The sequence below is a fragment of the Clostridium psychrophilum genome, assembly GCF_018861705.1.
In the GTDB taxonomy this organism is placed as follows: Bacteria; Bacillota; Clostridia; order Clostridiales; family Clostridiaceae; genus Clostridium_AD; species Clostridium_AD psychrophilum.
The window spans coordinates 1-12,763 of the sequence record NZ_JAHLEC010000041.1 but is presented as its reverse complement, the minus strand read 5'-3'; the positions used below and the strand labels follow the sequence as shown (position 1 = coordinate 12,763).

10 protein-coding genes are annotated in these 12,763 nt (G+C 28.2%); 5 read left to right on the top strand and 5 right to left on the bottom strand.

What is annotated here, in order from left to right; translation table 11 throughout:
- Positions 1-150: 150 nt before the first annotated feature.
- Positions 151-1,893, bottom strand: a complete 1,743-nt coding sequence (locus KPL38_RS10360) for a phosphoenolpyruvate carboxykinase (RefSeq protein WP_216289058.1) — start codon at positions 1,891-1,893, stop codon at positions 151-153.
- Positions 1,894-2,210: 317 nt separating this feature from the next.
- On the bottom strand, positions 2,211-3,455 hold the full coding sequence (locus KPL38_RS10355) for a D-alanyl-D-alanine carboxypeptidase family protein (protein WP_216289057.1): 1,245 nt from the start codon (positions 3,453-3,455) through the stop codon (positions 2,211-2,213).
- Positions 3,456-3,889: 434 nt separating this feature from the next.
- On the opposite strand from KPL38_RS10355, the gene KPL38_RS10350 reads away from it, so the two are divergent.
- On the top strand, positions 3,890-4,504 hold the full coding sequence (locus KPL38_RS10350; RefSeq protein ID WP_246577907.1) for an NUDIX hydrolase: 615 nt from the start codon (positions 3,890-3,892) through the stop codon (positions 4,502-4,504).
- Positions 4,505-4,966: 462 nt separating this feature from the next.
- Here KPL38_RS10350 and KPL38_RS10345 read toward each other — a convergent pair whose 3' ends face one another.
- Positions 4,967-5,326, bottom strand: coding sequence for a winged helix-turn-helix transcriptional regulator (locus KPL38_RS10345; protein WP_246577906.1), 360 nt, complete (start codon positions 5,324-5,326; stop codon positions 4,967-4,969).
- Positions 5,327-5,672: 346 nt separating this feature from the next.
- On the opposite strand from KPL38_RS10345, the gene KPL38_RS10340 reads away from it, so the two are divergent.
- Positions 5,673-5,885, top strand: a complete 213-nt coding sequence (locus tag KPL38_RS10340; RefSeq protein ID WP_246577905.1) for a hypothetical protein — start codon at positions 5,673-5,675, stop codon at positions 5,883-5,885.
- 105 nt (positions 5,886-5,990) lie between these two features.
- Entirely contained in the window at positions 5,991-6,464 is a 474-nt protein-coding gene (ndk, locus tag KPL38_RS10335; RefSeq protein ID WP_216289055.1) for a nucleoside-diphosphate kinase, read from the top strand.
- A gap of 108 nt (positions 6,465-6,572) precedes the next feature.
- Here ndk and KPL38_RS10330 read toward each other — a convergent pair whose 3' ends face one another.
- Both KPL38_RS10330 and KPL38_RS10325 read right to left on the bottom strand, forming a co-directional pair.
- Positions 6,573-6,932 carry a hypothetical protein gene (locus tag KPL38_RS10330; protein ID WP_216289054.1) on the bottom strand — a complete coding sequence of 120 codons (360 nt, stop codon included), beginning with the start codon at positions 6,930-6,932 and terminating at the stop codon, positions 6,573-6,575.
- Positions 6,933-6,982: 50 nt separating this feature from the next.
- Complete coding sequence (locus tag KPL38_RS10325; protein WP_216289053.1) at positions 6,983-8,455, bottom strand: nicotinate phosphoribosyltransferase; 1,473 nt, start codon at positions 8,453-8,455, stop codon at positions 6,983-6,985.
- A gap of 137 nt (positions 8,456-8,592) precedes the next feature.
- On the opposite strand from KPL38_RS10325, the gene KPL38_RS10320 reads away from it, so the two are divergent.
- Together KPL38_RS10320 and KPL38_RS10315 are read left to right on the top strand one after the other, a co-directional pair.
- Complete coding sequence (locus tag KPL38_RS10320; protein ID WP_216289052.1) at positions 8,593-10,641, top strand: ATP-dependent helicase; 2,049 nt, start codon at positions 8,593-8,595, stop codon at positions 10,639-10,641.
- Between the two features lie 644 nt (positions 10,642-11,285).
- On the top strand, positions 11,286-11,522 hold the full coding sequence (locus KPL38_RS10315) for a hypothetical protein (protein WP_216289051.1): 237 nt from the start codon (positions 11,286-11,288) through the stop codon (positions 11,520-11,522).
- The last annotated feature ends 1,241 nt before the right edge of the window (positions 11,523-12,763 follow it).

Below are 12,763 nucleotides of genomic sequence, written 5' to 3'. Positions count from 1 at the left end.
TTTAACAACATTTTGGAAGCTTCAAGTCTGCCATCTTCTATAAGTGGCAGTTGTCTAGCCTAGGAAAATTGCTTTGGTGGCAGTCTAAATCTGCTTCCAAAGTTGTTAATATTGCAGCGACCCAGGAGATGATTTAATAAGGTAATTATTCTATTTTATAATTAGATTAAACAACTTTTTAGCTGCGTTTTTAGGTCCATTTTTTTCTTGCCCAATGACACCTAAGGAGGTTCTAATTTGACCAACTTTCACTCCTGTTTTAAAGAATTCATCAAAATATTTATCAATGAGCACATTTACTAATCCTTGCTTTTGCACAGGGCCAAAAGGATTTGCAAAGTAAGAAGTTACTAGACCTAATTCGGTTGTAGTACCCTTAGCCATTCTTGCTCCCTTTTTACATACATTAATGGCATCTGTGGGATTTTTAAAGAAAGTAATTTCTTCTAATCCATTTTTCACTTCTTCATAATTATTTGCATAAAGGAACAAATCTATAGGAAATCCTTTAATAATATCTTTATAATTTGCTACAGGCATAACGAGTCTTGCATTGATTTTATCGGGGTTCATAAATATACTTCTATCAATTTCTTTGAAAGCATAACCTGCATCCAAATCATCTAGTCTTACGAAAGCTCCAATTTCAGTTCCAAAGGCTAGTGGCTTTGAACCAGCACTTAGAGTCAGATAACCCATGTCATCAAAGACTATTGTCATATCACTAATATAATCTTCACTTAAACTTCTAAAAGCCTCAAGACTTTCAGATTTACCAGCACCACTATCACCCATAATTACAACGTTTGCACTGTTACCATTATTCATAATAATGTTTACCATTGCACCATGAATTGGGAGTGAACCTCTTTTAATCATTATTAGGTTATGAAGTGTTAGTGTCATTTTTTTTACATATCCAAAATAATCAATCTCGTCGCCATAACTTATATAGCCAAGCATAATATTATTATCAACATCATCATAGAATATTGTTCTGACCTTAGAGAATGTATCTTTAGCACCAAATACAAAAACTATATCCGGTTTAATATCACAGTATTCTTCCTCTTTTGCCATTTCAAATAAGTTGCATAGAGTTATTGCATGAGCCATAAAATCTCTGTGAACATAAATGAATGCAAGTAATGTACCGACTTTAGCTGGATAACAAAACCAATGGTCTATATTTATAGTACAATTTTCTAATGGGTTTTCGAAACATTCATCAAAAACTCCATCTCGAGTATTTTTTTTAGGGTAGCTAATATAAGGTAAATCTAGTATTATAGCATCGATAAAGGGGACATTTTTTAATTTATTATATCCAGAAGGCATTGGCCAATTTGTATTGTTAACAATTAAGCCTGCGTTACCACCTGCAGGGAGTTGTCTGTAAACCTTAGGTTTATTACCAACAACATTTTCTTCGATTTTTCTATACAAATGAAGTATAAGCATTGAAAAATAATTATTGGCTTCAACAAAACTTGTTTTTTCTAAACCCTCATTAATTTTATTATTGTGGATTATTGTGTACCTTTCAAGCTTTCTCCAAAACGAATAAAAATCTTCAATAAAATCAATAAAATTATTTTTTCTGTCAATAAGTGAATTATATCTAGTATTTAAATTTATAATTTCGTTTAGATTTAATATAGATAGGAGTTTAAACAAATGTATAATGACAACATCTAGATCTTCATTGTCTATGTGTGTATTTTGAATTAGATTCATATATATATGTGATTTTTTCTTTTTTATTTTTTTTATATAAGCATTAAGAACTCTTCGAAAACCATCACTTTCTAATAATTGGACAGGAGTATTACAGTATTTTGCAGTGAAATTTATCATTACTTTATCATTACTTAGTGAAAATTCTTTTTTCAATTTGGCACCTCCATGTGTAATTACGTGTATTTTTTTATGAAAATTAATACATATATGCAAATATTGGAATTACATAATATGATACTCTAAAAAGGATATGTTAACAATACTAAAATTTAAAACTATATTTAAATATGATGGTATATTAATTAACTTTGTATTTATTTTAAAATATCCCAATATTATAGTATATTAAAGGAATTGCATATTAGAAATAAAATTTAAGTAAAATATAAAATGGACTATATTAACTTAAAGTTAATATAGTCCATTTTATATTTTCATGAATAATTGTTAAAACTTCTTATGAAATGTCATTAAAATCTTATTCTTCTACCACGATGATTTCTACGTTTATTAATTTTATTAATTAAGAACATAATTAATCCTATTACTAAAATTAATACAATTATAGCGGCTGCATATATAATTATATTATCTTTAATAAGTGTAGATTTCGAAATCATTGGATATAATTTATAACTTTTTCCTGAGTTCTTTTGTTTTATATTTATAGTTCCAACGGAGGTATCTTTATTAAGCTTCCATGGTTTTATACCATCAACTTTAAGAGAAATTAATGGTTTTAAATCATTATTATAAGTCGTCACATCTTCTTTTGATTCTAGGGGAATAGTAACTGTTTTTTCTGGCCCTATGAATGGAAGCACTTTATATGGTACAGAAATTGTTTTAATCGAAGTATTTTTTTTATGTAGTACTTTCTTTTTAGTAGCATAACTAAAGTTAATCAATTCTGTCATATCTTCAAAGACTTTTGTATCTTTTGGTAGGTTATATTCAGAATCCATAACAACACCTATAATATGTCGACCGTTACGTTCATATATAGAAAGTAAACATCTTCCAGCTTTCGATGTATATCCAGTTTTACCACCTATGTTACCATCTGTGCCAAGGAGTTTATTCCTGTTTGAAACGGTTGCAGGTGCACCATTAGTAGATTTTATTAAACTTGTTTTTTTACCCATTGATTCCCTAACTCGATCATTTTTAAAAGCAGCAATGCCTAAAAGAGATAAGTCATAAGGAGTTGTATAATTAGTATCATTTACTCCATTAGGAGTTACAAAATGAGAATTTTTCATTCCTAGTTTAGCGGCTTTGGAATTCATCATTTTAGCAAAATTAACTGGATTTGAGCCAACGCCATCAGCAACCATATAGGCAATGTCATTTCCAGAATAAAGAAGAAGTCCATCCATTACGTTATCAGCTGACATTGTATCGCCGATTGCTATGGGTTGAACATTTAAATTATAAGAGTATGGTGGTTGACTTTTTGCATTTTTTGTATAGACCAAGTCATCTGTTGATTTTCTATTTTCAGCAAGTAATAATGCTGTAACAAGTTTTGTAATACTTGCAGGGTACATCTTATTATCAATGTTTTTAGTGTAAATAATTTCATTAGTATCCATATCTACAGAAATAGCAGCTTTACCAATTAAGTCTGGTGGTTTTACGTCAGCAAATACAGTTGTAGAAAAGATAGCTGTGAATGCTAGTGCCAATAAAAAAAGTCCTTTTCTTCTTTTCAATTTTCATCTCTCCATTATAGTTAAATTTTTTATTTGCTTAGTGATAAATACATACATAAGTATATCATTTTAATTTATCAAGGACAAGGTTCATTATTTTTTATGAAAGTTTAAACTATATTATAAGATTAGATTTTGCTATGAAAAAAAATTTCTAACACTAATAAATTGAAAATTTGTATAATTGAATTATTTGCAAGAAGGAGTATTAGTATTCAGTCTAGGTAAATATATTTATATGATGTATTTAATATTCTATTGTGATATTATTATTTTAACAACATTTTGGAAGCTTCAAGTCTGCCATCTTCTATAAGTGGCAGTTGTCTAGCCTAGGAAAATTGCTTTGGTGGCAGTCTAAATCTGCTTCCAAAGTTGTTAATATTGCAGCTCCGCAGGAGATGATTTAATAATAAATTTGGTGGTGAATAACATTGATAAACAACATAAAACAAGTATTTAATAATAGGAAGTCTAAGGTAATAGGAAAATTTGATGAAAGTGCAGTTATGATATTACTTGCGCGAGATTCAGATGAATTATCCATTATATTTGAAGTGCGAGCACATAAATTAAGAAGCCAACCAGGTGATGTTTGTTTGCCGGGAGGAAGAGTAGAGGTAGATGAAAATCCAAAGCAAGCTTCTATTAGAGAAACAATGGAAGAATTAAATTTGAAGCGAGATCAGTTAGAGGTTATAGGAGATATGGATTATTATATAAGTCCTTATGGGAATAGATTGTATGCTTTTGTGGGGATGATAAAACATGGTTATATTAATCCAAGTGAGGATGAAGTGGAGACTATATTTAAAGTCCCTTTAAAATTCTTTTTGAATAATGAGCCATTACTTTATAAAATGGAGATAGGACCAATAAATCAAGAAGAATTTCCGTTTAATTTAATTAATGGGGGAAAGAACTATAAATTTAGAAAAGGGTACTTAAATCAGTATTTTTATGAGTATAATGACTACATAATATGGGGTTTCACTGCCCAGATTATTAAAAGCTTTATTGATGTTTTAAAAAATAAAAACAATATTTAAATTATTGATATATTAAAAAATAGTAATAATAAATTATTACTATTTATATAGATATATTATTTACCACGGATGAGTTTGTTTTTTTTAATAAAGAATGTAACACTTAGTACAATAAGAACTACATAAATAAATAAATATATAATTGAAGTTAACCCCAAAGTGTAGTAAAATTTCAGATAAATAAAAGAAATTATAGAAACTAATGACCAAAATAAAGAAATAAAAGCTATAATATTATTTCTTTGTCTCCAATGATCGGGGTCTTTCATTGAACCGATAATTTTATTCCTTTTTTTATTTTTAGGGTCTGTACTAATCACTAAAAATTTATAATACATAAAAACTATAAACTCAACTACAGAAATTAACAAAAGCAAATAGGATAAGGAAATACTAGTTATATTCAAAAAAATCACTCCTTTTAGTATATAATTAATATGTCCTAAAAGTTAAAATCTAACACTATTCTTTTTTAGTAGAAATAACGCCCTCATAATAATCTGTTCCCCACTTAGTCATAACATCTAATAGAGGCATTATACTTTTACCTTGTTTTGTTAAAGAATATTCTACTTTAGGTGGAACTTCTGCATATACTTTTCTGTTAACCATTTCGTATGCTTCCAATTCTCTAAGTTGTTGTGTTAACATTTTTTGTGTTATTCCACACATAGATCTTTTAAGTTCACTAAATCTTAATATGCCATTTTGGGCTAATTTCCAAAGAATCAGAGGTTTCCATTTACCACCAATTATATCAAGAGTTAACTCTATAGCACAGCTATATTCTTTATTGTTTATTTTCATGATTTTATCTCTCATAATACCTCCTAGTATTTTCATAATCTAATAATAGTTATTAATTATTTGAATTAAACATAAATTTAACGATAAATTGGTAATTAATATACTAAGTAACAAAATATATGCTAAGTTACTAATAAGTAAGTACTTAATTATTAGACCCTTAGTATAGTGATTATATCACTATATAGTTTATATACAATATTAAAAAAATGAAGTTAAACATTTCAATAATTAGTTGTTTTCTAAAATTTACATGGGAAATTTTAGAAAACACTTTTATTTATCATTGAAATGTTTTATAATGTTATCAAAGTAATAATATTAATTAAATAACAAAATATGGGAGAGGAGTGATGATGTGATGCAATGTCCTTTTTTATCAACTACGGAAGAGAATGTAGAATGTTTTAAGGAGTGTGATTTGCATAAGTGGCATGATAGTGCAGGAGAGTGTCCATTTGTTGAGTTACAGAACTGTAAACCTTTAAATATTGATAATGTTTTTAATTATGATTTTTTTGGCGAAGATAAATCATCTCCACTAAGAATGCTATATAAAGACAAATATATATAGCATTTTTTCTATGTAAACGTGTATAATATGCAAATATAGGATATAATTATAAATATCATGTATATCATGTATTGTAATTAATCGAAAGCAAGGGAGTGAATTTAGATGGAGAGAACATTAGTATTAATTAAACCTGATGGGGTTAAGCGTGGATTAATTGGAAGAATTATTAATCGTTATGAGGAAAAAGCACTAGTAATTGTGGAATTCAAAATACTTACGGCAACAAGAGCGGAGGCAGAGAAACATTATAGTGAACACGCAGAAAAACCATATTTTGAGGAGTTAATAAGTTATATTAGTAAAGGTAAAATTTGCGCTATGGTTTTATCAGGAAACAGAGCTATTGATGTAGTAAGAAAAATCAATGGTGATAAGGATCCTGTAAAAGCAGAACTTAGTAGTATAAGAGGACGATTTGCAATAGACAAAACCCAAAATTTAGTTCATGCGTCTGATTGTGTAGAGAGTGCAGAACGTGAAATTGCAATTTGGTTTCCAAAGTTTAATGAAGAACATAGTGATCCAGAAGTAAATAATTTATTTTCAAGAGTTGATAACCCACCGATGGATGTATAGGTTTTTAAATATAAAATAAATTCGTTAATTTAATATTCATTGTTTAATGGGTTTAAATTAAAAAATGCTAACCAATAAATTGGTTAGCATTTTTGGGCCTTCATGTATTTAATGAGAATCACAATGCCCAGAGCAACCATTGCATGAGGTGCTACAATGGTTTGAACAATTCTTTTTGCTATTTGAAGAAGGTAAAGTCTTAATCCAAAATCTAGCATCTTTATAGGCTATTGTGATTTCATTAATGTTTTCTAAAAGAGTTTCATCATATAATATCAATAAATCATTAATATTATTTTTGATGTCTCCAGTTTTAAAATTATCTAAGTAAATATCAACTTTTGCAGTTTTGCAACAACCGCTTACGTATACGAATCTTACGCTATCATGTGTTTCATCGAGTTTAATCATTTCTATAAGCTCAATTAGAGCAACTTTTGAAAGTTTGATTTTTAAAGGATTTTCCATAAGTCCTCCTAATATTTCTTTTGGATATAAGAAATTTTATAATAATATTATTAAAGCATTTCAGAATAATGATTTAATAAATCTTGTTTTAAGTTCCATAATTTCGAAGATAAATCCACAGAATATGCATGTGGATTGTCAAATCTTAAAACTTCACTCCACAATTTAGAAACTTCTTGCGCAGAGAATGCTTTTATTTCCATAACTGATGGAGATTCATAAATTTGTTTACCATTCTCAAATAGTTTAACCATAAGGTCTTTTATATAGTAGTTTTTTAGATTTTTCTTTTTCCAAGTATAAATTGGATTAAATATTTCAAGCGATTTGCTTTCATCAATCACTTCATCATTTAACGTGATCAAATCTGCAATAGCCTTATTTGTTGTTCTATCAAAAATTCTATATAATTTTTTGAAAGCAGGATTAATTATTTTTTCTGCGTTTTCACTAATTTTAATTTTTGGTACTATTTTTCCATCGTTTTCTACAGCAACAAGTTTATAAACACCGCCAAATACTGGTTCTGATCTTGCTGTAATAAGCCTTTCACCGACACCAAAATTATCAATTTGCGCTCCGTTTTCTAGTACACCTCTTATTATGTATTCATCAAGTGAGTTAGATACGGTAATTTTAACATCTGAATAGCCAGCATTATCTAGGATTAGTCTAACTTGTTTAGTTAGATATGTTATGTCACCACTGTCGATACGTATTCCCTTAGGTCTCTTGCCAATAGGTTTTAGTATGTCATCAAATACTTTTATGGCATTTAGAATACCTGAGCGTAGTACGTTATAAGTATCTATAAGAAGTACGCAGTTATCAGGGTAAGTTATAGCCCAAGCTTTAAAAGCATCATATTCAGTATCAAAAAGTTGAACCCAACTATGCGCCATAGTTCCGAGTACTGGAATATTAAACATTTGTTCGGATATTGTGCAGGCTGTACCAGCACAACCACCGATAACGGCAGCACGAGCACCATATACAGCACCATCGTAACCTTGAGCACGTCTTGAACCGAATTCCATAACTGGTCTACCTTTGGCGGCTCTACATATCCTACTTGATTTAGTAGCTATTAGGGTTTGATGATTTATTGTAAGTAGTACCATTGTTTCAATAAATTGAGCTTGGATGATGGGTCCTTTGACTATAACCAATGGTTCTCCAGGAAAAACAGGATAACCTTCAGGTACTGCCCAAACATCACAAGAAAATTTAAAAGTTTTTAAGTAATCAATAAAAATCTCTGAAAAAATACCTTTATTCTTTAAATAGGATATATCATCATCAGAAAATTTCAAATTTGAAAGATATTCAATTAATTGTTGTACTCCACCCATAATGCAATATCCGCCACTGTCAGGTATTCGCCTGAAAAACATATCAAAGTAGGCAACTTTGTCTTGAACATTGTTATCAAGATAGCCGTTTGCCATAGTTAATTCATAAAAATCTACAAGCATTGTTAGATTTCTTTCATTCCTCATATTAAAATCTTTTGAATATATCATAATTTATTCCCCTTTGAAATTTGATAAAAGTATATAATAGAGTTATAACACATTTACAGTTTAAAGTAACAATAGGAATATTACAATAGTAATCAAGGTTTAAAAATAATTTGTCAGACAAAAGTAGGTGGATGAGAATGGAGACAAGACAAAGTACAAATAAAAAAGAAAACAAAAGCCGAATAAGTTCAAAATTAAGTAAAGAACAAAGAGTTGCGGTTTTTTCCTCTAGTAGAAATTTATTGGTTACATCAGGTCCAGGTAGTGGCAAAACGGTAGTAATTGTTAATAGGTTAGTTCATTTAATAAATGAGCAAAATGTAATGCCTAAAAATATTATTGTAATCACGTTTACAAGGGCTGCATCTATTAATATGAAAAATAGATATATTGCTATTAATGGAAAAGACAGAGTTCCATTCTTTGGAACATTTCATGGCTTGTTTTATAAAATTCTTAAAAATTATTATGGCCAGATAAATATAATTAATACACTTGAAGTCTATAAACTTATAAAAAATGTATTAATGTCCTATTTAGATGAGGTAGGAGATGAAAAGGTAAAGGAAGTTATAAATAATATTTCTGTATTTAAAACAAGTGGTGAATTATTAGAAAATTTTGTATCAAGTATTGATAAAGGAATATTTACAGCAGCATATAATATATATGAACAATATAGGAAAGAAAATAATCTGTTTGATTTTGATGACCTTCAAATAGGATGTAGAGATTTGTTTATAAAAAATTACAAAATACTTCAAGGTTACAAAAAATTATTTAAACATATTTTAGTAGATGAATTTCAAGATTGTGATGCAATGCAAGTTGAAATACTAAAACTTTTAAATGAAGGAAATTCAATTTTTGCAGTAGGGGATGAGGATCAATGTATTTATGGGTTTAGAGGATCTAATCCTGAATGCATGGTGAAGTTTCCTGAGCATTTTAACGGTGGGGAGATAATACCGCTTTCTACTAATTATAGATGCCCAAAGAATATAGTAGAAATATCAATGAATGTTATTAAGAACAATAGTATGAGAAATGAGAAACAAATAATTGCACATAAAGAGCAAGATGGCATTGTTAAAGTTCTTAATAATATAAATGAAAATTCTCAAGCAGATGAAATTAGCTGCATTATTCAAAGATATAATGAAGATGATGAAAAAAAATTTGCTGATAATGCAATATTATATAGAACAAACGTAGAGTGTAGAAGTTTAATTGATGTATTTATAAAAAAGAGGATACCTTTTAAGCTTTTAGATAAGGAATATGATTTCTTTCAACATTTTATCTGTAAAGATATAATTGCTTATTTAAAATTAAGCATTGATGATAGTGATAAAGAAAGTTTTATTAGAATAATTAATAAGCCATTTAGATATATAAGTAAATTAAATTTGGAAAAATTAAAGAGAAACTATGTAAAAGAAGACTGTTTTGAAATGGTAAAGGATATTGAAGGTATTCCTGTTTTTCAAATGAAGATGCTTGATAAGCTTGAGAGAAATATACACTTTCTAAATAAAGTTTCTTTAGACAATGCCATAAATCATTTAGTTGAGAATATAGGATATCATGATTATATCAAGGAATATTGTTCTAAATTTAAAATTGATTTAGAAGAGATGGAAGACGTTATTGATGAGTTTAAACAATCGACAGAAGGTTATAGTTCAATTATTGCTTTTTTGGCCCATGTCGACCAGGTTAAAGAAGAAATTAGTAAACATAAGAAGAATATGGATGAGGATGCTGTAATACTTAGTACAATTCATGGAGTAAAAGGTATGGAGTTTAAAAATGTTTTTATAATTAATTGTAATGAAGAAAATATCCCTCATATAAATAGCATAGATAATAACTTAGAGGAAGAGCGAAGATTATTTTATGTAGGAATTACAAGGGCCATAGATAATGTTTGGTTATGCATTTGCAAAAATGTAAAAGGAAAAGCAAAAGTTACCTCACGATTTATTAAAGAATGCAAAATCTTAGGGGTTAGTGACTCTGATTTACCTTTTAAAGAAGGGGACGAGGTGCTTCATAAAAGCTTTGGAAGTGGAGTTGTAGTTTCAATTACTAGTAAAGACTTAGAAATTAAGTTTGAGGGAGATGTTACACGTAAATTTGATACTGATATTTTATATAACAATGCTCTAATTTCGAAAAAATAAACAATAAAGATAAGAAAAAGGATAATGCAATTTATTAAAACAAAAATGAATGGGATTACCACGACAGGCGATATTCATATAAGGGGGTTATTTAAAACAAGATAACCGTTGATGAAATAAATGATTACTTAAAGAAATTAGTTAATGAAGGGCTAATACTCAAAAATTTATAAATTTTTGAGTAACAAGTATTGAGTCAAAAAACTTAATTTCTTTTTAATTTACAACTTATTGTTATTTCCGACATTATATTGACACAGTTACTTGTTACTATGAACATATAGTAAGTAGCTAGTTAGTGATTGATTTTTTAATTGGAGTCCCCCTTTAATTAAAAAAATATATGAAAATAATAACGGACTGGTGTAGTTTAGCCAGTCTGTTTTATTTTTTTTGTTCAGTCGTAGACTATACCCTTAAAAGGCTACTGAAATAAGCATTACTCAAATTAAATATTTCTATAACATTAGCACAAGAGGTATAAAAAGAGAATAAACTGATAACAAAAGTAATAAAGGATTTTACAACTAAGGAAATTGGAAAGTTCGGTAATAACAATAAAGATATATTGTAGGTATAAAACAATGATGGTATTTTTATTAATAGCTGTAATACTAATATTGCTATAGATAGGGGGCAATTGTATGAGAGAAAATATGCAAACTAGAGATATTAATGATATTAGTGGTCTTGAAGAGTATAAATTCTATCAAATGGTATTTACGTGTGATATGTTTTGCAATTGTAACGATAGTTGCTTTAAGTTATTTAAAAACCAAGAAGATGTAGAAAATGATGTATATATAATAGTTGAGTTTGATAATCTTGAAGACTTCGTTAATTTTTTGAAAGATAGAATGGACTTAGCAGAAGTAGAGTAAAGTGTGAAATCATATAAAACAATGGTAATTTCTTTTTTTATGAAGAAATATGTAATTGCGAGATTAACAGCTGAACGATGATACCTTGAGGTAATATTATATTTAATGATGATTAAGATACTATAGAATGAATGGCTGTAAGGAGCGAGCGACATATGACAGATTATAGACAGGATAAGAAATAAAAAAAATCACTATGACATTAGTTGTTATAGTGATTTTTATTTTACAAGTTGGTGCAGGAAAAGTATTTATTGATTGCTTTGATTAGAATAAAAAGGGTATATGAGGTAAGAAAAGTGATATTTAAGAATGAGAGTATAAGCCAAATTTGGAAATCAATAAAAGGTGAATATTAGATTTAAGGTTTGCATTTATATGTATTGGTATAAATGTTCATTTGATAAAAACAGTGTGCTTGAAATTGATTTAAATGAGTTGATCTTTTAGTGTGGAAAATCAAATAGTTCACCATAGAAAGAGACCTTAAATATTTCATACGACAAAAGTTTTACAAATCATCGGTAACCTAGTGTTACAAATGCGTGTATCGTAATTGCACCGACAAAGAAAATTTTAACATTAATTAAATCAAATGGAATTAATACAGACAATTTTGCAATAAAATGGATAATTTGTGATAGAGAATTTGATACATAGCTTAAAATGCTACATTGAGTTGATATTAGTGATAAAAGTGAGGGGAGGGGATAAATCGTCATGCTTTATGAAGAATATTAATAATCTTTGTTATATGAATTATAGGTTCTAATAATACAATTCTGTAAACCTAGTAATATATCCATACTTAATACTGAATAAATTCGCCATTTGCTCATGTTAGTAAGGTACTAAATTTTTCTGATTTAGAATCTATCATTAAGTTATGCAGGATATCTCATGTTAAATATTTGTTCTCGTTGTGTAAACACAGTCTTTAAATTTCTAATATTAGTCTACATAAATTGGTACACAAACTAATAACTATTTATGTAATAATAAAGATATTATTGAATAATTTTAAAATATATGGTAATGTTTTAACTGGAATAAATAGAAACATTTTCTAAATAGATAGTATGTAGGAAATTTTTAAAAGATTGCATTAACTGGTAGCTTTATATAAAACTTAGACCAGCTAGTTAAAGTCAAGTGTAAATTTGCGAAAGTAGTTGTTAATTTCATTGCATAACAAAAAGACCATTGCATAACACGAACAATGGTAAATTTAGTAATTATTT

What these genes read in the sequence shown, in the direction of transcription:
- KPL38_RS10345 (WP_246577906.1), bottom strand. Translation starts at nt 5,326, where the DNA reads ATGAGAGATAAAATCATGAAAATAAACAATAAAGAATATAGCTGTGCT.
- KPL38_RS10340 (WP_246577905.1), top strand. Translation starts at nt 5,673, where the DNA reads ATGCAATGTCCTTTTTTATCAACTACGGAAGAGAATGTAGAATGTTTT.
- ndk (WP_216289055.1), top strand. Translation starts at nt 5,991, where the DNA reads ATGGAGAGAACATTAGTATTAATTAAACCTGATGGGGTTAAGCGTGGA.
- KPL38_RS10330 (WP_216289054.1), bottom strand. Translation starts at nt 6,932, where the DNA reads ATGGAAAATCCTTTAAAAATCAAACTTTCAAAAGTTGCTCTAATTGAG.
- KPL38_RS10325 (WP_216289053.1), bottom strand. Translation starts at nt 8,455, where the DNA reads ATGATATATTCAAAAGATTTTAATATGAGGAATGAAAGAAATCTAACA.
- KPL38_RS10320 (WP_216289052.1), top strand. Translation starts at nt 8,593, where the DNA reads ATGGAGACAAGACAAAGTACAAATAAAAAAGAAAACAAAAGCCGAATA.
- KPL38_RS10315 (WP_216289051.1), top strand. Translation starts at nt 11,286, where the DNA reads ATGAGAGAAAATATGCAAACTAGAGATATTAATGATATTAGTGGTCTT.